This window comes from Sporomusaceae bacterium (assembly GCA_031460455.1).
Taxonomy (GTDB): Bacteria; Bacillota; Negativicutes; order Sporomusales; family UBA7701; genus Anaeroselena.
In genome coordinates, this window is sequence record JAVKTQ010000011.1 from 40,399 (window position 1) to 66,110 (window position 25,712).

Below are 25,712 nucleotides of genomic sequence, written 5' to 3' on the forward strand. Positions count from 1 at the left end.
AGGTTTTTTATTTTGCGAGTTTGTCGCGGGAGGAATGGAGAAGATGAAACGCATCGGGGTCATCGGCATTGTCATCCACGAGCCGAAAAACGTCGCGGAGAAAGTTAATACGGTAATCTCGGACTACGGCCATATCGTCATCGGCCGCATGGGCATACCGAAACCCGAGGTGAATGTGGGCGTTATCGCCCTGATTATCGAAGGCACGACCGACGAAGTAGGCGCCCTGACCGGCAAGCTCGGCAATCTGCCGGGCGTGACCGTCAAGTCGGCGCTCACCACCCAGAGTTTAGAGGAGGAGAAATATCATGATCGATGAAAAAGAACGCACTTCCGACGCCTTTATCGATGACGCCCTTATCGAGAGGCTTCTGTCCGAGGCCAAGACGAAGGCGGGCGACGCGGCCGGCGTCCGGCGCATCATCGCGAAGGCCGGCGGATACAAGGGACTTTCCGCCGGCGAGGTGGCGGTACTGCTCGAGGTGAATGACCCCGAACTGCTGCGGGAGATGTTTGCCGCCGCCGCGGCGGTGAAGGAGGCGATTTACGGCAAGCGCATCGTCCTCTTCGCTCCGCTGTATATTTCCAGCCACTGTATCAACAACTGCGTCTACTGCGGGTACCGGACCGGCAACAAGGAGCAGCTCCGCCGCCGCCTCACGCTGCCGGAGGTCAAGGAGGAGGTTGAGGTTCTCGAATCGCTCGGCCATAAGCGCCTGGCCGTCGAGGCCGGCGAGGACCCTGTCAACTGCCCGATAGATTACGTAACCGACGTCATCAGGGAAATTTACAGCATCAAGGACGGCAACGGCAGCATCCGCCGCGTAAACGTGAACATCGCCGCGACGACTGTCGAGGATTACCGCAAGCTGAAAGAGGCCAATATCGGCACGTATATCCTCTTTCAGGAGACTTATCACCGCCCGACGTATGCCGCGCTGCATCCCAGCGGCCCGAAACGGGATTACAACTGGCACACGACCGCGATGGACCGGGCGATGAAGGCCGGTATCGACGACGTGGGCATCGGCGTGCTGTACGGCCTGTACGATTTCAAGTACGAAACGGTGGCGATGTTTCTCCACGCCGAACACCTCGACCGCGACTGCGGCGTGGGCCCCCATACCATCTCGGTGCCGCGCCTGCGCCCCGCCGGCAGCGTGAATCTCGACAGCTTCCCCTATCTGGTGGGCGACGAGGATTTCAAGAAGATTATCGCCATCATCCGCCTGGCGGTGCCTTACACCGGCATGATCCTGTCCACCCGCGAGGATCCGGAGCTGCGCGACGAGCTGATCACGTACGGTATTTCCCAGATCAGCGCCGGGTCGTGCACCGGCGTGGGCGGCTACCAGCAGGTGCACCAGCAGCATGTCGCCTGCAGCCCGAACAGCGGCCAGCAGTTCGAACCGAGCGACCAGCGGTCGCCGAACGAGATTATCCGCATGTTGTGCGGGAAGGGCTTCGTGCCCAGCTACTGCACTGCCTGCTACCGTCAGGGCCGCACGGGCGACCGCTTCATGGCGCTGGCCAAGAGCGGCGAGATCCAAAATGTCTGCCTGCCCAACGCCCTCCTCACCTTTAAGGAGTATCTGCTCGACTACGCTGACGAGCAAACCCGCGTCATGGGCGAAAAACTGATAAGCCGGTCGCTGGACGATATCCCTCAGGAAAATATCCGGACCGCAACGGCCGAACGTCTTGAGGAAATCGCGGCGGGGAAACGGGACCTGTATTTTTAGAACATGCACATAGCGAAAGAGCCGGTTGGTTAAAACCAACCGGCTCTTTTATGCCCTTTTTATGCGGATGTCGCCGGCGCGGTCAGTTTCCCCCGCAGCCACAGCTGATAGAGGGCGGCGTAAGCGAGGGTGTAGATGCCGGCGGCGGCGAAGACGGCCTGATAACCCCAGGCGGCGGCTACCGCCCCCATGCCGATGGCGCCGAAGCCTAAGCCCATGTCGACCGCCATTGTGAAGAAACCGAAGGCGGTGCCCCGGTTGGCCGGCTGAACGTTGGCGGCGATGATTGTCGCCATGGCCGGGAAAGCCAGGCCATAACCTACGCCGATCCCGGCGCCGCACAGCGCCGCTACCCAGGAGCCGGTGAAATGCCCGGCCGTCAGCATTGTGAGGCCGAGAACGGCGAGGACGTAGAATACCAGGCGGTCGGGGCGCAGCACGACGCAAAGGCGGCCGATCCAAATGCGGGACAGGATGACGACGACCGAGTAGGCCACGTAATAAGAGTTGAACTCGGTTATCCCCCGGCTGAGCATGAGCAGGGGCAGGAAGGTCATGATGCTGCCGTAGCACATGTTGACTGCCGCCAGGCTGATCGTGGATATGAGGACGGCGGGAGCGGCGACGATCTTTTTGAGCGGCAGGGACTGACCGTCAGCCGCGGTGATTTGCGGTTTGACCCGCCGCGGGAATAATAACAAGGAAAGCGCGGTAGTTAACGCGCCGACGCCGATGACGAGCGGCATCCCGCCCGCTGCGTACAGCCAGGTCGCGGAACTGGCGGCGATGCCCATGCCGATCATGGTGGACAGGGTGTAAAAGGCGACCGCTTCGGTGGCGCGGTGTTTTTCGTGCATCATGGTGACGGTGGTGAGCGCGGAGGAGCTGTAGCCCGAGATGCCCACGCCGTGGAGAAAACGGGCTGCGGTAGCGGCGGCGAGGGTTACGGCGAGATGGTAGCTGCCGATGGCGAGCACGGACAGGATGACGCCGGCGGTGAGCACTGGCACCCCGCCGTAGCGGTCGACCGCCCGCCCGGCGAACAGGCGGAACATCAGCGAACCGATGGAGAACGCTCCGACCGCAAGTCCGATCTGGTGGTCGTTCATACCCAGACTGTGGTAATATATTGGTAGCACCGGCAGAAAGAAGTTGACGCTCATCCAAAAGAACCCGTTGGCGGCAACAAGACAAAGAAAAGGGCGGTTGTAGAACGTACGATCGAGCAACCAATCATCTCCCCGGATTAAGGCATACAAGAGTGTTCGGTGCCAGACCGTCGAATACCTGTCGAAAATCTGTCAAAGTGAGGCAATCAATGAAGCGCTTTTTCCTGCCGATCGTTATCGCACTTGTTTTGATATACATGGCGGAGACCGCCGCAGCCGTGGTTCTGGGCGGTTACAAGCCAAAGTTGGAGGCGGCGTTCGCCGCGAACGAGTACGTTCTCTCGTGGCAACGGCTGCCGTATCTCGGCTACTACGAGGTGGAGGTGCTGCAGGCGCCGTCGGGACAGTTTCCGGCGCCGCCCGGCGAACGGATCTTTTCTTTCCGCACATGGCGAAACAGCTTTACGATCAACGATAATTATCCTTTCCGCACGTTCTGGCGGGTGTCGGCCCACGGTCTTTTCCGCCACCCGCTGGGCGCCTTCTCCGACCCGCTCGATCTGGCGGCGCTGACAGGCCGGTCGGATGTCGAATTTAAGCGCCTCAAGCCTGTCGCCACTTCGTCCTATCCCGCCGCCGCGCCGGCCGCGGACAAGCCGATGCTGACGTGGACGGTGGTGCCGGGGGCGGTGTATTATGAGATCGAGTTTCTGGATGCGCCGCCGGAGAATCCGGGGGGCGTCGAACCGTCCCGCCACCGCTTCACCCATTCCCGCGCGGTGTTTACCAACGGCTTTAACGCCGACTTTTCCCGCTATGACATAACCCGCCTCTGGTGGCGGGTGCGGGCTCTCGATTACGACGGCGACCCGCTGGGGGTGTTCTCGGATGCCCAGGAGATGTTCATTGACCATGGTAAGGAGCAGGTGCTGCGGCCGCTGCTGACGACCGTCTTCAACCGCAATGGTCTTCCTACGCCGCTTTACCCGGCCTATGCCTGGATCCCCATCGCCGGGGCGGTGAGTTACGAGGTGGAGGTGTTGAGCGATCTGCCCGAGCTGCCGGCCGGCATTGCGCCGTCGGTATACCGCGTGTGGAGCAAGGAGGCGACCGGGTTCGCGTGCTATGACGAGGAGCCGCGCGTCACGCCCGGCACTTATTACTGGCGGGTGCGGGGCCTGGACGCCGCCGGCGGGCCGGTGGGCGTTTATTCCGAGGTCCGCAGTTTCGTGGTCGATCTCAGGCGGGGCAATTACGCGGCCACATTGGGGGACAGCGTCACCCACGGCGGCGGCGCGGTTTCTTATTCGCCGGGCGACTGGGAGTACAGCTTCCAGACGTACCTCAATTTCCCGGTCGTCAATCTTGGGCGCAGCGGCGACACTTCGGAGACGATGGCGGCGAGATTTGAACGCGACGTGCTGCCTTTCCGCCCGAAGTTCCTCCTGGTCATGGGCGGCACGAACAGCCTGCGCGGCGGCACGCCCGCCGAGAATGTCATCGAGGATCTGGCCGCCATCCGCGCCAAATGCCAGGCGCGCGGCATTCGCCCGATTTTCGTTACTCTGCCGCCGATCAATCCTGAGGCGATCAAGAAGGTTTTTAACGAAGAAACGGCGTCGAACTGGCGGCAGGAGTTCGACACCGTCAATAATTTTATCAGGCAGCAGCGCTATCATATCGATCTTGATCCCCACCTGGCGGACGCCGGGCGGGAGTTGCCCGATTATTACGCGGTCGACGGCCTTCACCCCGATATCGAGGCAAAGAAGGTCATCGCCCAGATCATCAACGCCAATTGGTCTAGAGTGACGCGATGATGTTGTCCCGCCGCGCTTTGGCGGCGGCGAAGAAGGCGTGAACCGCCGCGCGGTCGCCGCGCCGGATGGCGGCGACGACGTCGCCGAGCAGCGCCTGCAGCTCTTCGAGGCCGGCGGTGATGGCAGCCGGGTTTGTGAGGCAGATGTCGGCCCACATGTCGGCGTCGGAGGAGGCGATACGGGTTGTGTCGCAGAAGCCGCCCCCCGCGAGCGCGCCGATGTTTTCCTCCTCGCCGGGGTAGCGGCCGAGAAGGTTTACGAGGCCGGCGGCGACGATGTGGGGCACATGGCTGATGACGGCGGCGCAGTCGTCATGGTGGATGATGTCCATGACGCTCACCCTGGCGCCGGTTTTGCGGATGAGGTCGGCTACGGCCGCCACCACCGCCGCCGGTGTGGCAGCGCCGGGGGTGAGGATGTAGCGTTTGTCGCGGAACAGTTTGCTATCGGCGGCGGCGATGCCGCTTTTCTCCCGTCCGGCCATGGGGTGTCCGCCGACGTAGTGGACGCCCTGGGGTAGCAGGCGGGCTATTTTTTCGCCCAGGTACTTTTTTGTGCTGCCGACGTCGGTGACGATGGCCCCTGCCTTGAGATGGGGAACAATGCGGGCGACGAGCGCGGGGATCTGCAGCACGGGGGTGCAGAGGAAGACGATGTCGGCCTCCGCTACTCCGGCCGCGAGGTCGGTTGTGCCGCGGTCGACCGAGCCGCGCTCGACGGCGATGCCGAGGCTGCCCTGGTCGCTGTCGACGCCGGTGACGTCATGGCCGGCGGCTGTGAGGGCGAGGCCGAGGGACCCGCCGATGAGGCCGACGCCGATGATGGTTATCCGGGGGTTTTTCATGCCATCCTCCGGCCCATGACACCGGCGATGCCCGCCACTTCGCGCATCAGGCCGGCGAAGTTTTCCGGGGTGAGCGACTGTTTGCCGTCGGAGAGGGCTTCGGCGGGGTTGGGGTGAACCTCGATCATCAGCCCGTCGGCGCCGGCGGCGACCGCGGCCCTGGCCATCGGCCGGACGAGCTTCCACACCCCGGTGCCGTGGCTGGGGTCGACGATCACCGGCAGGTGGCTGACGCTTTTGACGGCGGCTACGGCGCTGAGGTCGAGGGTGTTGCGGGTGAAGTCTTCGAAGGTGCGGATGCCCCGTTCGCACATGATGACGCTGTAGTTGCCCTCGTTCATGATGTATTCGGCGGCGTTGAGCCATTCGTTGATGGTGGCCGCTATGCCGCGCTTGAGGAGGACGGGTTTGCCTGCTTTGCCCACCGCTTTGAGGAGCTGGAAGTTCTGCATGTTGCGGGCGCCGACCTGTAGTATATCGACGTAGGTGCACACCACCGGCACCGATTGGATGTCGACGACTTCGGTGACGATTTTCAGGCCGGTTTTCTCGCGGGCCTCGGCCAGCATTTCCAGGCCCTTTTCCTCCAGGCCCTGGAAGGAGTAGGGCGAGGTCCGCGGTTTGTAGGCTCCGCCCCGCAGGAACTGCGCCCCGCCCGCTTTGACGGCCAGCGCCGATTCCAGGAGCTGCTCGCGGCTTTCGACCGCGCACGGCCCGGCCATGACGACGAGGCCCTCGCCGCCGACCGGCACGCCGCCGACGTCGATGACGCTGTCCTCGTGCTTGAATTCGCGGCCGACGAGTTTGTAGCTTTCGGTCACGGAGACGACTTTCTCGACCCCCGGCATTACTTCGACCGGGAGACCGTTGATGATTTTCTTGTCGCCGATGACGCCGATGATGGTGCGGTATCGTCCCTCCGAGAGGTGGACTTTGAGGCCTAGGCCGGTTATTTTCTCGACGACACGGTTGATGTCGGTTTCGCTGGCATGAGGCTGCATTACGATGATCATGATAAACCCTCCTGTAGTTTTATTGGACTGTGCGAGGCTGTCTAGAAAGCTCCAGATGCAAGGAGCGACGAGGACGCGACCGGAGGCGTACTGGAAGTACGTCGGAGGAGCGACACAGCAGATGGACTTTGTAGGCAGCCTCCCTTGGGAAAATAAATAAATCCCGCCCCTGAAATCAGGGACGGGATATTATACCCGTGGTACCACCCTGCTTGCTTGTGGCAAGCCGCTCTGTTCAGGTACGGGACAAATGTCCGATACCCTAGCCTGTGTTAACGGTGGCGCTCCGGCCCGGTCTACTCGCATGAAGCTTTCAACCTGCTGCTCGCGGGTGTATTTCGGTCAGTGCGTTTGCCGGGTCGCACCACCCCCCGGCTCTCTGGGAAACGCTTCTGGCTTACTTCTCCCGCTCATCGCATTTAAATGTGTTGTTGATAGTTACTATAGCAAAAGTAGTTTGGCCATGTCAAGTTAATTTTATGGGTTACGGCGCTACTTGCCTGCCGTCGCCGGTCCGCCGCATTCGCCGGCCTCGCCCTTCATGATCGCCAGCCCGTGCTCCAGGGCGGGCAGGACGACTTCCAGGCATTCTTTGACTCCTTTGGGGCTGCCGGGAAGGTTGATGATGAGCGTGCGACCGCGGACGCCGGCTACCGCCCGCGACAGCATGGCCCGGGAGGTTACTTCCAGCGATTTGGCCCGCATGGCTTCGGGGATGCCCGGCACGTGGCGGTCGATCACGGCGAGGGTGGCCTCGGGGGTGACGTCCCGCGGGCTGAGGCCGGTGCCGCCGGTGGTCAGGATAAGGTCGACGGCGAGCGTGTCGGCCATATTGACCATTTCCTTACTGAGTGCTTCGCGCTCGTCGGGCACGACGACATAATGGCGCACTTCGCCGATGCCTGCCAGCATGGTGGCTATGGTCCGCCCGCTGACGTCCTCGCGTTCGCCGCGGGAGCCCTTGTCGCTGGCGGTTATTATGCCGATGCTAAACATTGTCGGTCACCACCTCAAGCGTATTGCCGACCGCTACCGGCCCGCCGGTAACTACGGTCGCGAAGATGCCTTCTTTGGGCATTACGCAGTCGCCGGCCTGGTAGTAGATGGCGCAGCGGTTATGGCATTCCTTGCCTATCTGGCTGACTTCCAGGAGCGCGTCGCCGATCTTCAGGCGGGTGCCGACCGGCAGCGACACGAGGGATATGCCCTGGGTGGTGATATTTTCGGCGAAGTCGCCCGGTCCGACGTCGAGCCCCGCCTGGCGCATTTTGTCGATGCTTTCCATGGCCAGCAGGCTTATCTGGCGGTGGGCGAAGCCGGCGTGGGCGTCGCCTTCCAGCCCCAGCCCCGGCACCAGTGTGCCGCGGCCGACGTTGGTCTTGCGCTCGCCTTTGCTGGCGCTTGTGCATACTGCGATGATTGTTCCTGGCACTTTTATCCTCCTAGTCGCGATCGCTCCGCACGTAATTGCCGCTCTTGCCGCCCGATTTGGCGGCCAGGCGGACGTATTCGACGACCATGCCTTTGTCGACGGCCTTGGCCATGTCGTAAATGGTCAGGGCGGCGACGGATACGGCCGTTAAAGCCTCCATTTCCACACCGGTTTTGCCGGTGGTCCTTACCGTGGCGACGATATCGATAGCGCTGGCCGCTTCGTCGATGCTGAAACCGATGTCGACCCCGGTCAGCAGCAGGGGATGACACATCGGGATAAGCTGCCAGGTTTGTTTGGCCGCCATTATTCCGGCTACCTGGGCCACTCCGAGGACGTCGCCTTTACCGACTCCCCCCGCCTTGATGAGAGCGAGCGTGGCGGGCAGCATGGTTACCCGGCCTTCGGCAACCGCTTCGCGCTGGGTGTCGTTTTTAACCGAAACGTCCACCATGCGCGCCCGGCCGGATTGATTAAAATGAGTTAGTTCCACTCCCTGGCTCCTTCCTGCGGCGGCTTACGCCTTGGCGGCGAAATCGCGGGGGAACAGTTCGACCCGGTCGCCGTCGAACAGCACCCGCGCCGGATTGCTGTCGTTGCCGTTAACTGCCGCCAGTTTTATCTCGTCGGTATCGATCTCCAATTCGGAGAGAAGTTCGCCCAATGAAATACCGTCAGGAACGTCGACGGCCACCATACCGGTATCTGAGCCCGCCGGCCGGTAGCGTCTGAGCGACGCGTATAAGCGCACTTCGATAACCAAACTTGCCCAACACCTTCCCTGTATGCGTTCAGTCTTTACAAGGTTACGTATAATATTCGGGCAGTTCGGTTAATCTCCTGCCAAATAATTTCCAATAATTGCCAGTAATTTCACCCGCCGATCTGCGACATACGACGTCCGAAGCCGGGATAGCCGCTGGTGCGGCAGAGGGAATGCCCCTTGGGCTTGTCACTGATGGCGGCGGCGAAAAGCTCGGCCAGGTCGGCGTCGCTGGCGCCGGCTCTGAGCGGTGTCCTGACATCGATTTCCCGGTCGCTCAGCAGACAGGGGCGCAGCCGGCCGTCCGCAGTCAGCCTGATGCGGTTGCAGGCGTTGCAGAAATGCTCGGAGATCGGTGTGATGAAACCGAAGGTTCCGCGCGACTCGGGCAGCCGCCAGTAGCGGGCCGGCCCGTTGCCCTTAGTGGCCGCCGGTTCCAGCCGCCCGTGCCCGGTTTCTTCCAACAGCCGTTTTACGGCGGCGATGTCGGGACCTGACGCCAGCCCGCCCCGGCCGCCCAGCGGCATGCGCTCGATGAAGCGCACGGCGATTGGGTAGCGTTGGACCTGGTCGACGAAGAAAGTCAGGTCGGCGGGGCTCAAAGCTTCGGTGAGCACGACGTTGAGTTTGACGGGCGTAAGGCCTGCCTCGAGGGCGCTCCTTACTCCCTGGAGGGTGTCCTCGACGCGGCCGCAGTGGGTGACTTTCGCGAAGCCGGCCGGGTCTATGGTGTCGAGGCTGATATTGACCCGGTCGAGACCGGCGGCTTTCAGCGCGGCGGCATACTGCGGCAGCAGGCTGCCATTGGTCGTCAGCGATAGGTCCTCGATTGTCCCCAGTTTTTTGACGGCGGCAACGAAATCGACTATACCCTTGCGCACCAGAGGCTCGCCCCCTGTCAGCCGTACTTTGCTGATGCCTTCGCGGCTGAAAACGCCGATAAGGCGCAGCAGTTCCTCGTAGGTGAGTATTTCGGCATGAGGCAGCCATTTTACGCCCCGTGGCGGCAGGCAATAGGCGCAGCGAAAATTACAGCGGTCGGTGACTGAGACTCTGAGGTAATGGATGGCACGGTCATGGCTATCGTACATTGCTACGCCTCCTTTCGTCTTCCCCCACCGACTAGGGCCGTAGGTAGAATATTCGCCGCCCCGGCCCGATAACCTGCCCGGCTCAGACGGAAAACGAAACATTGGAAAACCTGCCCGAATTTGAGAGGTTTTTTCCGCCGGAGCAAATAATAATATTACTGGATATTATTTGCAGTACCGACGGGAAAAACTATTGATGAGGAGGTATTGTCATGAAGACCCTCAAATATCTCGGCCACTCCTGTTTTCTTTTTTCCGACGGCCGGACGTCGCTTATCTTCGACCCGTTTCTCACCGACAGCCCCTGCGCGGCCGCCCAGGCGGCCGATATCGACTGTCAGTACGTCCTGCCCTCTCACGGTCACGCCGACCACCTCGGCGATACGGTGAAGATCGCCAAGCGCACGGGGGCCACTGTCGTGTCGACCGCCGAAATGGCCGGATTGTGCGGCGGGCAGGGCTGCAAGGCGCACGCCATGCATCTCGGCGGCAAGCATGCCTTCGACTTCGGTTATGTCCGCCTGACCCTCGCGTTCCATGGCGCAGGGGTGCCGGGAGGGCACGCCTGTGGCTTTGTGGTCAATATGGGCGGCACGACGGTGTACCACGCCGGCGATACCGCTCTCTTCGGCGACATGGCCCTGCTCGGCCGGTTGGAGAAGATCGACTACGCCCTGCTGCCGATCGGCGACAATTTCACCATGGGGCCGGCGGACGCCGTCGAGGCGGTAGCCATGCTCAAACCGCGCTTCGTCGTGCCGATGCATTATAACACCTGGCCGGTTATCGCTCAGGACCCGCAGGAATTCAAGCGGGATGTGGAAAAACGTCTCGGCACCCCGGTGCTGGTCGTCAAGCCGGGAGAAACGCTTAATCTCGAATAAGGCAAGGCAAATATCCCGGCTTAACCGCCGGGATGTTTTTTTAGGGACATGTGAAAAATGTAACTATAACATGGCCGCCAGGCTGGCTGCGGCCTTTCACCCGTATTTCTTCCGGATTACTCCCGTCCAGGACCACCGGGCAAAAACAAACCCGCTTTCGTGCCGCCAGGCAAGGAAGCGGGTTCGCATTTCAATCAATGTTCGAAATTCATGTGGATATGACAGGTTTCATTGACGTTTTTGACCGCTATCTTATCGGCATAATTATTGATAAGATAGCCTGACAGCTTGGCCACAGCCAAGTCATCGTGCAGTATGTCGTGCTGATTGGGCTTTTCTTTCGGGAAGTCCATGGCGGTTCCCTCATAGTATATATCGACCGAAAGATTAAATTCCTCGAAAGCTGCGTCGATCTTCATTTTACCTGTACAAAAGCGGTGAGCTACGGTGGTTTCGATAAGCTCGTTGATCGCCGCCGTCGCCCGACTTATAACATCTGTCCGGGCACCCCATTCCCCGCCGGCCCCCTGCATGAAATTGTTCAGTATAGCATAGCTGTCGGTTGGCGTGCTCAAATCAAGTTCCAGCGACTCCCGGGAAGCGATACCCACTCGGAATATGAGGTGCAAAACAATCGCGGTAACCGCAGCCAAAGCCAGCGGCGTTTGAAACAAGGGCCTGAGCACTTCAGGAAAAACCGAGGTAAACTGAGGAACAATGTCGATCGCAAAACCGAAAGCGAAAGAAATGCCGAGCATAAACAACCGGCGGTAATCAAGCATCCTTGATACACAGATCTGCATCCCGGCCGGAAGGATGAAGGCTATTTCGACAAGAATTATCGTGCCCATGACCGCTTTGGGCATTATCGCAAAAGCAGCCGCCACTTTCGGAAAAAAGGCCAGCAGAATAAAGAAACCGCCAAGGCCATATGCGATGTGACGGCTTGTCGCGCCGGTCGCCACCGTAAGACCCACACTGCCGGGACTGGTCGTCTGGGGGAGTGCGCCCAGCAGCCCACTGGTCACTGTACTCAGCCCCTCCGCCAAAAGCCCGTTGCCGACAGAAGGCATGTCCATCCGTTTCCAGTTGCTATCGTTTATTTTTTGACTTGTCGTTATATTGCCCACTGTAATGATACTTGAACAAAATGCGGCCAGCAAGAAGGCCAGCAGTATAGTGCCGTCGAAAGACCAGCCGCCGTGACTGACCGTCGGCAGGGCAAACAAAGGCGCATCGTACACTTTATTAAAATGGCTGCCGTCTAAGCCGCCGGACAGAAAGGAGACGACATACCCCACAGCTATGCCGATCAGCAGCGCATATTCGCGCAGCCTTTGATTTCCCCATATATACATGGCAATAACAAGTACCAGCGTAACGCCGGAAGTGATATAATCATCCCGGCGTTCGACCGGCGACTCATGCAAACCAAAAAAGTACGGCACGCTATAGCCGATATACATGAACGCCATCATGGTAATAATGAGACCGATAATTTCCGGCGGAAACAGGATGCGCATCTTCTTTACCAGCCGGCTGAGCAGCATCTGAAACACTCCGGCCACCACCGTCATGCCGCATAGCAGGGGGAACCCACCCGCCTTTATCGCCATGATCGCCGCCGGAAAGTAAGCAGTTCCCGTCTCGTGGGCACAAAAGTAGCCCGAGCCGATGGGGCCTTTGCCCAAGGCTTGTAATATTGTCCCGACACCCATGGCAATCATCATCAGGCTGACCACGCTCTGGGCCTGTTCGGTCGAGCCGCCGGCCAAGTTGACGATAATCACCGGGAAAGCCAGTTCTACCGAAAGCAAGGCAACCTGCTGGAGAACAAGCGGCACGAGTGAACGAAAGGGAACGCTGTCGTTAAGACCGTACGTCAAGTTTCCCGATTTGGTTGAGATCATGTTTTGGGGCTCGCCCCCTCCCAGGAAGATTTTGCATAAATAAATAAGTATCAACCATTAAGTTACCTTTTTTGCTAACATTTTGCAATACTTTTCGCTGTCGCCGTTAGAATTTATAAAGAGTTCTGTAATAGGAGATATTGGTGGTGGAGGCGATGGGAGGTCGAACCCTCGCCTTTTTGTATGTGAAATCATTATAAGTTCGGTAAAACAATCACAAACAGTTATGACTCCAGATAATTCAAGGATCTTTATTCATTCACGTGTATAGGATATGCCTACCATTTTATTGTCAGCCGTACGAATTTCACTTTTTACTGGCTCTTCATGTGTTAAAATAATATCATACTTCAGCAGTTAAGTAAGTTAATAACGTAACTTATTCATTTTTATTAAGTTACATGCGTAACATTTCGTAAGTTATTAATTTAACTTGCTGTTTTTTATTGATTTTGTTAATTTTCGTTGCTATAATTTAATCAAGAAACAAAGGAGGGTGTTCATTATGTACGACTGCAATGCCTTCTGTCTCGGCCCCGGCTGCGAAAACTGGCTCGCTTGCGAGAAATGCCACGACAAAAACACCGCTTGCCCGCAAACGCCGACTGAATAGTGGATCGTTATAAACAGGAATATGTTTCCAACAGTTAAACCCCGCCGGAAATCGGCGGGGTTTAACTGTTTCTCCGCCCTATTCGGGCCTGTAGCCGCTGCACAGCACGCGGTAGCCGCAGCGCGGGCACCAGGCGGTGCTGACGGGATAGTCTTCCTCGCGTTCGCTGCCGCGAACGCGGCGGCATACCGCCACTAGTTCGGCCGTGGTCGCGGCCCGCGCCGCTTGGCCAACAGGCACGGTTACGGTGACGCCGGGCCGCAGGAAGTGGAGCCGGGCGTCTTTCGCCGTCCCCTGCCCTGCCGCTTCGGCCGCCATGGCATACAGCACAAGCTGAAGAGCGTATTCGTCCGCTTTGCCTGCCGCCTCGCGGGCGGTGACTTTGTCGGTCTTGTAGTCGACAATGCCGAAGCTGCCGTCCCGGTAGTCCAGCAGGCAGTCGACGCGGCCGGCGAAGGCATAGGTTTCCCGCCCGTCGGGGTCGGGGAGGTGGAAGGCGAATTGCCACTCACGCTTTATGGGGTAAGCGGCCGTTTCCCGGAAAAGGTCGCTGCCCGTGTAGCGGGCGAGCAGCGGCCGCACTTCGGCCATCGCCGCCCGGCGCCAGTGGGGGGGAGCTTTTTCCGCCGCCGCCCTGGCCAGCCATTCGTCGGCCGGCAGGCGCGGGTCGGCCAGTTCCAAAGAGCGGTGGAGGATGTCGCCGATGATTCGGCCGGGTGGCTTGGCGGGATCGGCGCGGTAAGCAGCCTCAACCGTCGGTTCGGGCAGGGCGGCGACGAAGCTGTAATAGAAGGCGCGGGGACAGAGCCGGAATTTGCCGAAGGCGCTTACGGTGAAGACGGTCTCGGGATGCACGGGCGGAAGGGGGGCGATGCGCCCGGCAAGCCCTTCGAGCCAGCCTGCGGCGACATGACTGTCTGCAGCCCTGTCCGGTACGGCGCAGGCCGGCGGCAGCGGCAGCGAAGGTCCGGCGCAGACCAGGATGGCGGCTTTGTCGACCGCCAGGCGTTCGGGGAGGGCGGCGAGATCGCCGAAGTTGTAGACCTTCCCCAGCCAGCCCAGCCACGTGCCGAGCGCGGTGAAGTCTTTGCCTGTGGTGACCTTGCCGCCGGCGGCCGACAGGACGAGATAGTCTTTGGCGCGGGTGAGGGCGACGTAGAGCACCCGCTTTAGTTCGAGCAGGGAAAGCCTTTTCTCCCGTGATGCGACCGCTTCGTGCACTGAGGTTGCGACGAGTTCGCCGCCGACTCCGGGGACTTTCAACCCTATCCCCTGCCCGGCGCTGAACAGGACGGGCCCGGTTTCGTCGCGGAAGCGGCGGTGAAGGTCGGGGATGAAGACGACGGGAAACTCCAGGCCTTTGGCCTTATGGATGGTCATCAGCTTGACGGTGTCGCCGCCCTCGCTCTCAACCTGGGCTTCGCTTTCGCGGACCTCGCCGGCGACAAGTTTGGCGACATAGCGCAGGAAGTCGCCGAGGGTGGCGGCCCCTTTGCTTTCGAAGGCGTCGGCCACCGCCGACAGTTTGAGGAGGTTGGCGTATTTCTGCTGCCCCATGAACTGGGTGAGGACAAAATTCAGATAGCCTGTTTCGTCGAGGGCGAGGCGGATGAGGCGGGAAACGCCGACCGACCCGCGCAGGTCGCGGAGGCCGGCGATCACCCGCCAGGCCCTCGCCGCCGCCTGGCGCTGCTCTGCGGGCAGCCCGGCGACGGCGGCGGGGCGTTCCAGCCCCTCCCACAGGCTCGACCCGCCCTTTTTCAGCGTCAGCAGGGCGGCGTCGGAGAGCAGGAAGGGGGGCGAGCGCAGCGCTCCGGCGAGGGCCGTTTCGTTGCCGCGGTTGTCGACCACCTGCAGAAGGTTGAGGATGTCGATGATTTCCTGGCGGTGATAGAAACCCCGGCCGCCAACCACGTAATAGGGTATGCCGGCGGTCTGCAGCGCGGCGGCGTAGGTGTCGAGGTCGGTGACGGTGCGGAAGAGGACGGCGATGTCGCCGTAATTTACCGGCCTGGGTGCAGTGTCTCTGTCGATAAGCTGTTCGCGACCGGCCACCATCGCGCCGATCCGCCGGGCGACGGCCACAGCTTCCGCTGCTCGCGGGTCGCCGCCCTCCCCTTCCCCGCTCGCGGCGATGGCCATAAACTCGGCACAGATTCCGTCCGCCTGGTCGTCGCGCCGGAAGGCCCCCAAGGGCTGGAAGGGAATGGCGTCCTCGGCGGTGCCCATGACGGTGGCAAAGCATTCGTTGAAAAGGGTCAGCAGGCTGTCGAGGGAGCGGAAGTTGACGTCGAGGTCGATGATTTCGCCGCCGCTTGCCGCGATGTCGTCGCGGACGCGGGCGAAGACGGCCACGTCGGCGCCGCGGAAACGGTAGATGGATTGTTTGGGGTCGCCGACGACGAACAGTTTGCGGCCCCGCAGTTTTTCGGCGTCGCCGCCGGCCAGAAGGTAGACGATCTGGCGCTGCAGGTCGTTGGTGTCCTGAAATTCATCCACCATGATGTAGCGGATGCGGCTGCGGTATCTTTGCCTGACAGCCGGAAACTCTCTCAACAGGCGGGCGGTGCGGACTTCCAGGTCGGTGAATGTGAGCACCCGCTGCTCGCGTTTGCGGGCGGCCAGCGCGGCGTCGAGCTCGGCCAGCAGGCGGCAGAGGTCGGGGATGAGGCCGAGGGCGGCCCGGTCGCCGCGCACCTGACGCAGGCGTCTGTGCGTCTCCCGGACGGCGGCGACGATCTCCCGGTCCCCGGAACGGCGGTCGAGGGGGTCGAGATAGTCGCGCAGCACGGCGTCGGCGACGGCGTCTTCGTCGGCGGCGGCGATGGCGGCGGCGACCTGCGGCCAGTCGCGGGCCAGCCTGTCGACGCGGGCGTATTGGGCTCCCGTCTTTTTGAGGTTGTCTTTGTAGGCGATGAGCTCGCCGCACAATGCGGTGAGGTCGCGTTTGAGGCGCGCCGCGGCGGCGGCCGCCCGGCCGTAGGGCTCGGCCAGTCGTTCGGGCAGGCTGGCGTCGAGCAGGCCGGCGGCGGCGATTTTATCGTAGAGGTCGGGGACGACGGTGGTGAGCAGCGCCTTGTCGTAGGCGAGGAGGAGATTGTCAAGCCACGGGGCGCCGTCGGTCAGGCCGGCGGCGAATACTTCCGCCAGCGCTTTTTCGGTGAGGAGGTCGGCCTCCGCTTCGTCAAGGACCGCGAAGTTGGGGTCGAGCGCCGCTTCGACGGGATTTTCGCGCAGCACGCGGGCACAAAAACTATGGAAGGTGCCGATGGGGGCGTACTCAAGCTCGCCGAGCGCTGCCCGCCACCTGCGGCCTTCTTCGTCTTCGGCGGTCGCGGCAAGCTCGGCGGCCCGTTTGCGGATGCGTTCCTTCATTTCCTTGGCCGCTTTGTTGGTGAAGGTGATGGCCAGTATCCCGTCGCAAGCGGACTTGTCGCTGGCGAGGATGTTGAGGTAGCGTTCGACGAGGACGCGGGTTTTGCCGGCCCCTGCGCCGGCAGATACGGCGACGTTGGCGTCCAGGGTGGCGATAGCGGTCTTCTGGGCGAGGGTGAATTCAGCCATCGCTTTCACCTCCCTGCGGGCGTCCGTCATCGGGCCGGTAGCGGCATACGGCGCGGGCGGCGCAGTAGGACGGGCACTCGGCCGCCGGTCGCACCGGAAATTCCCCGCTGCGGATGCCGGCGACGTATTCGCACGCCAGGCGGCGTATATCCGCCTGCAGGGCCGCCCATTCGGCGGCGGTGAGGTTGCCGGCCTCCTTGGCGGCGCGATGGCCGATGTCGCCGGCAAGCTCGGCGCGCCACATGCCGCCGTCCTTCCTGGCGTTCTCGACCGAATAGTAGCCCCCGCCGGCCACTTCGCCGCCTTCGGGGCACAGGAACCGCTCGGCCGCCATGATATAGAGGGCTGCCTGCAGGTCGGTGCCGGCCGCGAGGTCGCGGAAGCGGGGCGCGTATTTGCGTTTATAGTCCATGACCGCCAGTTTGCCGCCGACGGCGTCGATGCGGTCGACTTTGCCGACGATTTTGAGCGGCCGCTCGCCGGCGGCGATTTCCAGCGGCTCGGGCACGGATGCGGGGTCCATCCCTTCGTCAAGCGGCAGGCCGAACCCCCATTCGAGGTAGGCGGGGCTGAAGGCGAGGCCGTCGCCGTTCTGTTCGGCTATTTCGAACTCCAGCCAGCGGCGGAGCGTCGCTTCGAGACGACGCCGCCGGTAGTCCCACGCTTTGGCGCCGAAGGATTTGTCCTCCGCGGCGAGACGGCGGCACACGCTGTCGAGGGCGGCGGTCAGTTCGGCGCGGTAAGCTTCTGCTGCGGCGGGATTGAGGCGTTCGCCGCGGTGGCGACGCAGGAAGGCGGCGAGCACTTCGTGGTAGATATTGCCGATGACGTCGTAGCCGGCCTCTTCCTCCTTTTCCTCCCACTCCTTGAGCTTGAGGCTGCGGGTGGCGAAGTAGCGGAACGGGCACTGGGCGTAATCTTCGAGGGCGGTGATGCTGAACACGGGCGGTCCGTGCTCCTCACCGCCATCGGTGCCCACCAGCCCGTCGTACGGGCCGGGGCCGCGGCCGCGGTCTTTTTCGGCCGCCACCCGCCGGGCGAAGTCGCCGTCGGTGAGGTTGGCGAGGACGTAGCCGGCGGCGGCACAGGCTTCGGGGCCGGCGGCGCCCCTGGTGTCGAGCAGGGCTTTGCCGGTCAGCTCGCGGGCCGAAAATGTCTCGTCGTAAGCGGCGGGGAAAAATTCGCCGGCGCTGTATTTGTCGGTGGTTACGGCGTCAGGCGCGAAGAGGCGGACAACTTCGGCGATGTAGGGGGAGGGCAGTGTCTCGGCGTCCTCGCGGCTGCTGATGGTGAGCATTTCTTGGGCCAGGGCGGCGGCGACGGCGAAGAATAGTTTTTCTTCTTTGATTTTGTCAGCTAAGGTGGCTAGATACAGGCCACCATCTTTTTTCAGGCAATCCCGTTCGCGGTCGTCGTAGAGCCAGTTCTCCCGCTCCCGCAAGGGGAATTCGCCGTCGGTCAGGCCGAGAACGAAGACGGCCCGGAAGCTGACGCCCCTTACTCGGGCCGGACTTACCACTTGCACCGCGTGCTCGTTGTGGCCTTCCAGCCTGACCGTCTGCCCGGCCAGCGCCTGGCGGAAGAAGCGCAGGAAATCGGCGGCGGCCAGCGGTCTGCCCTCCTGCCCGGCAAGGGCGAAGCCTTCCGCCATGGCGTCGAGCGTTTCGCCGCATTTTTGCCAGGCCAGCAGACCGGCCTGAAGGACGGGCATAGGCATGCGGCCGTCCCTGTAGGCTTTCCCCAGCGTCGCCGGGATGCCGAGGGTGTCGAGGACGGTTTTGAGCGCGGCCGCGAACGCCGCGCATGTCCCCTGCCGGGGCAGGGTCGTCACCAGGCGGCCGAGCTTGTCGAAGCCCCGCCGGGACAGGATGATGCTTTCCGGGGCATTTTCGCCTTTGAAGACGCCGAACCAGTCCGGCCAGGAGCGGATGACGCGGCCCAGGGCCGCCTGTTCGGCGGCATCGGCGTCGATGCCGAGGGCGTCGGCGACGAGCGGCGACTTGATCAGGTTGAGGACGGTGGGCCGCGCGCCGCCGTCGGTTTTGGCGGCAAGAGCGTTCACCAGCAGGCGGGCGGGAGGCTGGTCGGCCAGACGTTCCTCGCGGGCCAGGCTGACCGGCAGGCCGAACTCGCCGCATATATCGCGGAACTCGGTCCATGCTCCGGTATCGCGCACCACGACGGCAATCTCCGCCGGCCGGCAGGCTCCGGACAGCAGCAGCTTTTTGATGCGGGCCGCCGCCACCGTCATCTCTTTGGCCCGGGTGGGGCTGCTGACGACGGCGACGCCGGGCGCGGCGGCGAGAACTTGCGGTTTGGCGGCGAACAGGCTGCGGCGAATGTGGGCGAGAGCGGCTGACGTCTGCCTTTTTACGGTGGAAAAAACGGGCTTGAATCCCATGCCGACTAAGTCGGTGTAGGTCTGTTCGGCGGCGGCGTACACTTCCGGGCGGTTATGCTCGTAGACGATGCCGATGTCGATCGCCGCCACCCGCTTTAGCTCTTTGACGAGGGCTAGCTGCAGCGGCGTGAGGATATAAAATTCGCTTATATAAATTTTCTTGTAAGGCAAAGCCAGCCCTTCGCTGAGGGCATTTATCGCCAGGAAATACAACTCCTCGAGGTCGGCAAGCCCGCGCGCCGTCAGCGCCTCCTGGTACGCCGCGTAGATGGCGTGGACCTCGGCGTCCTTGTCGTAGCTGCCGCTGGCGCCGATGGGGAACTCCTCAGGCGGGGCGGCAGTGCGTTTGATTTCGGCCAGAAGGCTGGTGACCGTGCCGATGTAGCCGGGGAAGGAGGCGATAGCGCTGAAGTAGGGCAAAGACTGCTTTTTGACAAGGCTGTCGAGAACATCGGCGACCACCAGTTCCTGCGTCATCCGATCCATCAGACGATGGGGACAACCGGCGAGGGCTACGATCTCGCCGACAAGGTCGTCGAAGGCCAGCAGGCTAGGCTGTTCGTAACCCGGCGGGCCCTGCGCCCGCAGGCCGCGGCGGACGACGCCGAGCAGGTGGGCGCTGGGCAGGAGAAAGGCTTGTTCGCGGCCGTGCCCCTGATTAACGGCCCTGGCCAGCTCGGCGGCGAATCGATCGCGCATCGTTTCGCCGAGCGGCGTGCAGAAGAGAGTGTGCATGGCGACCCTCCCGTAGTAGTTGCCTTATATATTGGCGTCGGCAACGCCATTGTCCTGCAACAAAAGCAAGACCCGCGCCATCGGCGCGGGCCAGCTTTTGTCGGCTGATTCAAATTTCCTTGATCACGGCGATTTCGTCGCAATTGGGGAATTTGGGGCAGTTGATGCATTCTTTCCAGACCTTGTGGGGGAGCTTGTCTTTGTTGGCCTCGACAAAGCCAGAAGCATTGATATTGCAGGGTTCGTAAGCCCTCTTGTATTGACCATGTTTAGTTTTAGTGGCTTTATTACTCCCCACAACAGCCACTCTTAACTAATATTATAGCATATCGGAATTACGAATAATTAATCAATCTGGCCTCTCCTTGGAGGGGTTTTTATTTTGGAGGTATCGAAGGGGCAACTGCTTTAACCCCAGGAGCAGTGTTGCTAGAATACAATTCTTATGTGCAAAACGATATATAAGCACACCTTCCAGTTTAAGGCAAAACATATTATTGCAACTTTGGTATCTTTATGGTATTTTTTAGAGGTAATTGAAAAAAATTGTCATTGTTTTTGTTGAAGGGAGAATTTATGCGCAAGGTAAAACTTGATCAAGTGTTCGGTGTAAGTACTGAGCAACTTAGTAGTTATTTAGTACGCGAAAAGGTTGATGGGTTATTTTTATCTGCGCTAAACTCTAACAAGCAGATAGTTGTGTATGGATCTTCCAAACAGGGAAAGACTGCTCTAGTTACTAAGTATACACCTTATGATCAAAATATTAAGGTTAGTTGCTCGCCTAAAGCTGATATTGAGGACATATACAAGTCTATTTTGCGCCAATTAGGTATTGAAATTTCAACTTCAAAAGTAGCCAAAAGTGGCTCTCGCTATAATATAGGCGCAGTCGCTAAGATAAAAGCAATACTGTTTCCAATTTCAGGGGAGTCTTCAGTTAAGTCTGATATTTCAGCTACCACTGAAAAGTCCGAAGAAGTTGTCAGTGTCGAATTTAATCTTTCATTAGCCCAAGATATCTCCGAATTAATTAAGGTCGCCGTAAAAGGGAAATTTATAATTTTAGAAGACTTTCATTATTTAAGTTCTGAAGTCCAAAAGCAACTTGCTTTTGACTTAAGGACATTTCAAGAAATGGGCATAAGATTTATTGTTTTAGGCGTATGGAGAGAAAAGAATCGGCTTGCTCAATATAACGGCGATTTACTAGATCGCATTATAGAAGTTCCGGTAGAACCATGGTTAAAAGAAGAGTTTTTAGAGGTAATACATAAGGGTGAAGCAGCATTAAATATTAAGTTCTCATATGAGGTCTATGACGAATTATTAGCAAATGCCTTTGATAGCATCGGGGTAGTACAGGAGCTGCTGCGATCTGTTTGTGAACAAAGCAGAATATCTGAAACTCAAAAAGAGACTAAAGCTATTAACGACCAAGAACTACTAAAGAAAGCAATTCGCCGCAAGTCGGCTGAATATGCGGCGAGGCATGTACGTGCATTAGAAATGATAGCTGAAGGTCGTAAACCAACTTCTACTAAAAACGGCCTAGAGCCGCTTTGTTTACCCTACTATTCAGTGAAAGCTATTTTAACAATAGAATTTGATTCTATTTTACGGGGAATTCGTAGAGAGCTCTTGGAAGCAGAGATTAAAAAGTTGCACCACCGTCCCGCTGATGTACGCCCTGGCGATATGAGTAACCTTCTCCATAATTTTGCTTTATTACAGCTTGAGAAAGACATTCGTCCTCCTATTTTTGATTACAATCGCGATTCTAGAGTACTAAAAATAATAGACTCAACGTTTTATTTTTTCATGCGAAATGTAAATAAAACAGTCATTCTTGATAACCTAATTAACCCGTTAGAGACAAATGGCAATGGACACTAATTATTTATGTGAACTACTAGCTTTAGCGCCGAATGTAACCACATTATAGGCAAGGCTTTTTAGCTAGTTCCAACTCATCTTCTGAAGCATCTCAAAAAAACCGCGCCTTAATAATTCGTTCGGCCACTTGAAAACGGTCTCCTAGACTGGAATTTGAGAGATACCTAGTCATATTCTAACCAGCTTGAAGCGGAAAGAGCAGGTCACACCTGCTCTTTCTCATTTCCCTAAATTCAGATTGATCTAAACGTTATCTAACTCTTCCTTCGTTATTCCTATGTAGGCCAATATAGTTGAAGGTCAGAGTGATTCAATAGCTTTTGATCCGTGTAATATCTACGCCTTGACTGTAGGCCCAATAGCCGAAGGTCTTACGCCCTTAGCTTGGGTAAGTCTCAGCATTTTTCTGGCTGTTTACGAAAACGACTTTTCCTCACTATGAAGAGGTACTGTCCTAGCGGCAATTGAAACAGGGGCAAGCATGCTTGGATAAGAAATCAAATTAAATCTTATATTTTTATGTTAATTTATTGCGTTTCTTACAGCTTGATAATCCCAGTAAAGCTGGCCGTTTTGGCGGTAACACATAGCGGCATGAGTTCCAGTGTTTTTTACAGCATCCGGGCACTTGGCTTTATCAACTATTGCTGCGTTGTACAATACAACAATTTTTAATCCATCCCGAACTGCTTTTTCGCACTCGTACTCTATATAGCTGCGATAATCCACGTAATATCCACGTGCGCAGCTACTTGTCCAACTGTTATAACTATTACAATATTGGCAACTTCCACTCCTTACAGTCTTTGTGTTGTTTCCGACAATCAACACAAAGGTATTAGATGCGTCAAGTCTTGTCCCGAGCGAAGCCTTAATACTGCAGTTTAGACTTCCGTCCCGTGCTTGTGTTAATTCGTGGGCATCAACAAACGATAAACTCCAATAATTACTGTCGTTCCACTGATGCAGTTTGTCAACTGCGCCTTTATCGCCTGTCCAATCTCCTGCAATATAAGTCTTAGTTCTCCTCATAATTAAATCACTCCTTTCACTTCATAAATATTTAATTCATGCATAACTTCCTTTGTTAAGAGGATAGTTATTGGCTGATTAATGTTTTCACCGCTTGCTCGCAAAGTACAGATCATACATTTTAACAAGTCAAGGTTTGATTTTTCCGGAATATCGTCAAAGCTTGTTATTCCAGAACCTAATAACGGGAGATAAATAGGTTTATTGGCATATGTGCGGCGTATTTCTTTCCACATTGTCAATAAGCATTTCTCATATTCCGGTTTGGTAATATGTGCTACATTTTGCTCGTTGAAGTGCGTAAAAGCTAATAACATATAGTTTCCATAGGTTATAATTCGCCCAAGAGGATATGCTGAACGATTACCTTTTTCATATTTTTTAAAAGATGTATAACTCTCGTTAGCTGTAATTATTGCTTCCTGCAATTTATTAATATCATCAATATATTCATTGATGAAGATTCCATTGAGAGTTGTGCTTGATATTATCACATCGTCAACAGTAGTATCAAAATACTCATTGAATGGAATCACCTTCCATCCGTCGGCTGTAAAAATATCGCCCTGTTTAATAGTTACAGAAATTCCGCGAATTTTTGTTGTAAAACCATTTTGAACGGCCAAACGCAATATTATCACAAAAAAAACAACAAGAAACGCGTATGTTGCAAGAATTATTAACAAGCGACTCCACCATTTCTGGTTACAGATAATGTTGTCAATGGAAAACCCAGCAACCTGCATAAATGTTGCGATAATAGCTAAGATAGCGGAGCCTAGTGCAGCGCTATCTTTTAATAATTTGGGTATGCTCGAAAATGTAAATCCCATTTTTTCCTCTTTATGATAAGTTGGTTTTATTTACTATATTAAACAAATATTATGAATTCCTGCATTGGGGGGAGTTAACAGTGAACTTTTTTCATACTTATTGGGCAGATTGAGCAATTGCATACCACCCAGCGGAGGACTTAGTAAAGCAGTTGTTAAATCCGCAACAAAAAGAAGGAGAAGAGTAAAACCTTCCCCCGATTCGCGACTTCCTTACTGAAGTATCCCTGATCTGCAAGGTTATGTTATAAGAACCCACATTACAATTTTATTTAAAAACACTACATATAAATGCGTTTATAAGTATTTTATATTCGGGTTAATACATTTACCTTAATAAATATTTTTGTTGTCCAAAGCCATAGATACAACATAGGTTTTGAGATAAAAAATGTTATTTCCATGTTGAACTTGGCTTATATCTTAAATAAACCGTGTCTTAATAATCCGTCCGGCCATTGAAAAAGGTCTCCGGTACGGGAATAACAAAGATACCCAGCACCTATAATGCAAGATTAAAAAAGAGCAGGCCACTAATGCTCCTGCCCTGTTTGTCTATTTTACGCGATGTACTTCAATTCCCAAACGATAATACTATCAACATCATTTCCGGTAATGTTTAATTCATCAATTCCTGTTATTTATCTTTTTCTTCGTGCTTTTTTAGGTCATATTCAACAATATTCCAAAATACGATTTCACCTATTGAATTCGGTATTACATCTTCCCATTCCTCGAATATTCTATTATCCCTGGTTAACTTTCCATTGGTATAGGTTATCATTCTTAAGAGTCGTGTTTGTATTTCGTTCGTTTTTGGATTTTGGCACATTTCTTCGTGAAATAGCATCACGATAGCCGGGTTATTTTTTAAAACACGACGAGTCCAAAAGTTTGCTTTATATATTTCCCCAGTATCTAAAGTACTATAAAAGTGTTGTGTATCAATACTAATCATATATTCTTCGTCATTGTATATTGTATACCATCTAATTTCCGCATAACCTAATACCACCCCCCAAAAACATATTAAAAACACGACTGAACTTATAATCTTGGACACTTTTAAGCCTCTACATTTTAAGAAAAAATTATCGAATGGAAATGTATTACCCCGAATCAATTTCGTTGTCAATACCTTCATCGTCGCCACTTTATTTCTCTCCATTTTGCATAGTATCACATATACTATATTCGTGGAATTTCATCTTAAATACTAACGTCGTTTTATTGACCTCTATTTCCCCAGATTTAAATTAATATAAACATTATCTAACTCTTCCTTCGTTATCCCAATGTACGCAAGTGTTATTGAAGGTGCGGAGTGATTCAGCAGCTTCTGTATCCGTGTAATATCTACTCCTTGCTGATGGGCCCAATATCCAAAGGTCTTCCTAAGTGAGTGTGTACCGATGCAATCCTTAATGCCCACGTGCCTTGCAGCATCGTTAAGCACCCTGTAAGCCTGTATCCGGGATATAGGTGCCCCACCCTTACGGCTAGGAAACAAAGGCCCTACAGACAATCCTAAAGCCTGTAGATACTCATTGATAACTTTTTTACAGATATCTGACAGGGGGAAGTCCTTAGTCTTCCCCGTCTTCTTTTCCCGAATCGTGATACGATCCTTACCCTTAACATCCTCAACGCGTAAAGCCAGAAGGTCAGAAATGCGTAAACCACTATTTATGCCGAGTATGAATAGAGCATAGTCCCTTATATTGTTTCCCTTAAGATAATATGCCATCCCCTTAATCTGCTTGTCACTCCGAATAGGCTCTACGTATTCCATAACATTCACCCCTAACACAATGTAACTTACTATAGTAATATCCCATAATAAGTTACATTATACCCTATGGCATATTGGATCATTTTTTCCTGGTAATCCGAGAACCCTTATACTTACTGCATCCGCAGGTTTCTCTTAATGTAACAAAATGCGTTTATGTTACATTACCTGACACTGGGGGGACTAGTCCCCGGTTAAGTAATATTCTCTGAATTCTCAATATAAAACCTCTAATGCA

20 protein-coding genes, 1 pseudogene and 1 other annotated feature are annotated in these 25,712 nt (G+C 56.5%); of the genes and pseudogenes, 5 read left to right on the top strand and 16 right to left on the bottom strand.

Annotation, left to right across the window (positions count from 1 at the left end; genetic code table 11):
* The first annotated feature begins 43 nt into the window (after window positions 1-43).
* Together RIN56_15070 and hydG are read left to right on the top strand one after the other, a co-directional pair.
* Window positions 44-319: an iron-only hydrogenase system regulator gene (locus RIN56_15070; GenBank protein MDR7868117.1), complete on the top strand. Its 276-nt coding sequence runs from the start codon at window positions 44-46 to the stop codon at window positions 317-319.
* On the top strand, window positions 309-1,742 hold the full coding sequence (hydG, locus tag RIN56_15075; GenBank protein MDR7868118.1) for a [FeFe] hydrogenase H-cluster radical SAM maturase HydG: 1,434 nt from the start codon (window positions 309-311) through the stop codon (window positions 1,740-1,742). The genes RIN56_15070 and hydG overlap by 11 nt, the downstream gene beginning before the upstream one ends.
* Window positions 1,743-1,801: 59 nt before the next feature.
* Here the strand turns inward: hydG and RIN56_15080 are convergent, their stop codons facing one another.
* Window positions 1,802-2,971: an MFS transporter gene (locus RIN56_15080; protein MDR7868119.1), complete on the bottom strand. Its 1,170-nt coding sequence runs from the start codon at window positions 2,969-2,971 to the stop codon at window positions 1,802-1,804.
* A gap of 89 nt (window positions 2,972-3,060) precedes the next feature.
* Here RIN56_15080 and RIN56_15085 point away from each other — a divergent pair, with 89 nt between their 5' ends.
* Window positions 3,061-4,671 carry a GDSL-type esterase/lipase family protein gene (locus RIN56_15085; GenBank protein ID MDR7868120.1) on the top strand — a complete coding sequence of 537 codons (1,611 nt, stop codon included), beginning with the start codon at window positions 3,061-3,063 and terminating at the stop codon, window positions 4,669-4,671.
* Here RIN56_15085 and RIN56_15090 read toward each other — a convergent pair.
* From RIN56_15090 to moaA, 7 genes are all read right to left on the bottom strand, one after another.
* Window positions 4,655-5,515: a prephenate dehydrogenase/arogenate dehydrogenase family protein gene (locus tag RIN56_15090; protein MDR7868121.1), complete on the bottom strand. Its 861-nt coding sequence runs from the start codon at window positions 5,513-5,515 to the stop codon at window positions 4,655-4,657. The genes RIN56_15085 and RIN56_15090 overlap by 17 nt on opposite strands.
* The gene (gene aroF, locus RIN56_15095) at window positions 5,512-6,528 is read right to left on the bottom strand and encodes a 3-deoxy-7-phosphoheptulonate synthase (protein MDR7868122.1); all 1,017 of its coding nucleotides are present in this window, start codon (window positions 6,526-6,528) and stop codon (window positions 5,512-5,514) included. Before aroF ends, RIN56_15090 begins: the two co-directional genes overlap by 4 nt.
* A gap of 174 nt (window positions 6,529-6,702) precedes the next feature.
* Window positions 6,703-6,951 (bottom strand) — a binding site (T-box leader).
* 69 nt (window positions 6,952-7,020) lie between these two features.
* On the bottom strand, window positions 7,021-7,524 hold the full coding sequence (locus tag RIN56_15100; GenBank protein MDR7868123.1) for a MogA/MoaB family molybdenum cofactor biosynthesis protein: 504 nt from the start codon (window positions 7,522-7,524) through the stop codon (window positions 7,021-7,023).
* Entirely contained in the window at window positions 7,517-7,960 is a 444-nt protein-coding gene (locus RIN56_15105) for an MOSC domain-containing protein (GenBank protein MDR7868124.1), read from the bottom strand. The genes RIN56_15100 and RIN56_15105 overlap by 8 nt, the downstream gene beginning before the upstream one ends.
* 10 nt (window positions 7,961-7,970) lie before the next feature.
* Entirely contained in the window at window positions 7,971-8,453 is a 483-nt protein-coding gene (gene moaC, locus RIN56_15110; protein MDR7868125.1) for a cyclic pyranopterin monophosphate synthase MoaC, read from the bottom strand.
* A gap of 24 nt (window positions 8,454-8,477) precedes the next feature.
* Window positions 8,478-8,723 (bottom strand): MoaD/ThiS family protein, encoded by a 246-nt coding sequence (locus RIN56_15115; protein ID MDR7868126.1) that lies wholly within the window; start codon window positions 8,721-8,723, stop codon window positions 8,478-8,480.
* 110 nt (window positions 8,724-8,833) lie between these two features.
* Window positions 8,834-9,814 (bottom strand): GTP 3',8-cyclase MoaA, encoded by a 981-nt coding sequence (gene moaA / locus RIN56_15120; GenBank protein ID MDR7868127.1) that lies wholly within the window; start codon window positions 9,812-9,814, stop codon window positions 8,834-8,836.
* A gap of 212 nt (window positions 9,815-10,026) precedes the next feature.
* Here moaA and RIN56_15125 point away from each other — a divergent pair, with 212 nt between their 5' ends.
* Window positions 10,027-10,698 carry a metal-dependent hydrolase gene (locus tag RIN56_15125; protein ID MDR7868128.1) on the top strand — a complete coding sequence of 224 codons (672 nt, stop codon included), beginning with the start codon at window positions 10,027-10,029 and terminating at the stop codon, window positions 10,696-10,698.
* A 194-nt stretch (window positions 10,699-10,892) separates the two neighbouring features.
* Here RIN56_15125 and RIN56_15130 read toward each other — a convergent pair whose 3' ends face one another.
* The 4 genes and pseudogenes from RIN56_15130 to RIN56_15145 form a co-directional block, all read right to left on the bottom strand.
* Window positions 10,893-12,608 carry a solute carrier family 23 protein gene (locus RIN56_15130; protein ID MDR7868129.1) on the bottom strand — a complete coding sequence of 572 codons (1,716 nt, stop codon included), beginning with the start codon at window positions 12,606-12,608 and terminating at the stop codon, window positions 10,893-10,895.
* Window positions 12,609-13,299: 691 nt separating this feature from the next.
* Complete coding sequence (locus RIN56_15135; protein MDR7868130.1) at window positions 13,300-16,785, bottom strand: UvrD-helicase domain-containing protein; 3,486 nt, start codon at window positions 16,783-16,785, stop codon at window positions 13,300-13,302.
* Window positions 16,778-19,921: a PD-(D/E)XK nuclease family protein gene (locus RIN56_15140; protein MDR7868131.1), complete on the bottom strand. Its 3,144-nt coding sequence runs from the start codon at window positions 19,919-19,921 to the stop codon at window positions 16,778-16,780. Before RIN56_15140 ends, RIN56_15135 begins: the two co-directional genes overlap by 8 nt.
* Before the next feature lie 109 nt (window positions 19,922-20,030).
* Window positions 20,031-20,141: pseudogene (locus RIN56_15145) on the bottom strand (GNAT family N-acetyltransferase).
* 356 nt (window positions 20,142-20,497) lie between these two features.
* Here RIN56_15145 and RIN56_15150 point away from each other — a divergent pair.
* Window positions 20,498-21,817, top strand: coding sequence for a hypothetical protein (locus tag RIN56_15150; protein MDR7868132.1), 1,320 nt, complete (start codon window positions 20,498-20,500; stop codon window positions 21,815-21,817).
* A gap of 522 nt (window positions 21,818-22,339) precedes the next feature.
* On the opposite strand, the gene RIN56_15155 is transcribed toward RIN56_15150, so the two are convergent.
* From RIN56_15155 to RIN56_15170, 4 genes are all read right to left on the bottom strand, one after another.
* Window positions 22,340-22,849, bottom strand: a complete 510-nt coding sequence (locus RIN56_15155) for a hypothetical protein (GenBank protein ID MDR7868133.1) — start codon at window positions 22,847-22,849, stop codon at window positions 22,340-22,342.
* A gap of 2 nt (window positions 22,850-22,851) precedes the next feature.
* Window positions 22,852-23,682: a DUF6430 domain-containing protein gene (locus RIN56_15160; GenBank protein MDR7868134.1), complete on the bottom strand. Its 831-nt coding sequence runs from the start codon at window positions 23,680-23,682 to the stop codon at window positions 22,852-22,854.
* Window positions 23,683-24,319: 637 nt separating this feature from the next.
* The gene (locus RIN56_15165) at window positions 24,320-24,835 is read right to left on the bottom strand and encodes a hypothetical protein (GenBank protein MDR7868135.1); all 516 of its coding nucleotides are present in this window, start codon (window positions 24,833-24,835) and stop codon (window positions 24,320-24,322) included.
* Window positions 24,836-24,919: 84 nt separating this feature from the next.
* Window positions 24,920-25,474, bottom strand: a complete 555-nt coding sequence (locus tag RIN56_15170) for a site-specific integrase (protein ID MDR7868136.1) — start codon at window positions 25,472-25,474, stop codon at window positions 24,920-24,922.
* Between the last annotated feature and the right edge of the window lie 238 nt (window positions 25,475-25,712).

Excerpts from the sequence above, each read along its gene's own strand:
- RIN56_15155 (MDR7868133.1), bottom strand. The coding sequence starts at position 22,849 with ATGAGGAGAACTAAGACTTATATTGCAGGAGATTGGACAGGCGATAAA.
- RIN56_15160 (MDR7868134.1), bottom strand. The coding sequence starts at position 23,682 with ATGGGATTTACATTTTCGAGCATACCCAAATTATTAAAAGATAGCGCT.
- RIN56_15100 (MDR7868123.1), bottom strand. The coding sequence starts at position 7,524 with ATGTTTAGCATCGGCATAATAACCGCCAGCGACAAGGGCTCCCGCGGC.
- RIN56_15135 (MDR7868130.1), bottom strand. The coding sequence starts at position 16,785 with ATGGCTGAATTCACCCTCGCCCAGAAGACCGCTATCGCCACCCTGGAC.
- RIN56_15125 (MDR7868128.1), top strand. The coding sequence starts at position 10,027 with ATGAAGACCCTCAAATATCTCGGCCACTCCTGTTTTCTTTTTTCCGAC.
- RIN56_15130 (MDR7868129.1), bottom strand. The coding sequence starts at position 12,608 with ATGATCTCAACCAAATCGGGAAACTTGACGTACGGTCTTAACGACAGC.
- RIN56_15090 (MDR7868121.1), bottom strand. The coding sequence starts at position 5,515 with ATGAAAAACCCCCGGATAACCATCATCGGCGTCGGCCTCATCGGCGGG.
- RIN56_15085 (MDR7868120.1), top strand. The coding sequence starts at position 3,061 with ATGAAGCGCTTTTTCCTGCCGATCGTTATCGCACTTGTTTTGATATAC.
- aroF (MDR7868122.1), bottom strand. The coding sequence starts at position 6,528 with ATGATCATCGTAATGCAGCCTCATGCCAGCGAAACCGACATCAACCGT.
- RIN56_15070 (MDR7868117.1), top strand. The coding sequence starts at position 44 with ATGAAACGCATCGGGGTCATCGGCATTGTCATCCACGAGCCGAAAAAC.
- moaA (MDR7868127.1), bottom strand. The coding sequence starts at position 9,814 with ATGTACGATAGCCATGACCGTGCCATCCATTACCTCAGAGTCTCAGTC.
- hydG (MDR7868118.1), top strand. The coding sequence starts at position 309 with ATGATCGATGAAAAAGAACGCACTTCCGACGCCTTTATCGATGACGCC.
- RIN56_15140 (MDR7868131.1), bottom strand. The coding sequence starts at position 19,921 with ATGCACACTCTCTTCTGCACGCCGCTCGGCGAAACGATGCGCGATCGA.
- RIN56_15170 (MDR7868136.1), bottom strand. The coding sequence starts at position 25,474 with ATGGAATACGTAGAGCCTATTCGGAGTGACAAGCAGATTAAGGGGATG.
- RIN56_15150 (MDR7868132.1), top strand. The coding sequence starts at position 20,498 with ATGCGCAAGGTAAAACTTGATCAAGTGTTCGGTGTAAGTACTGAGCAA.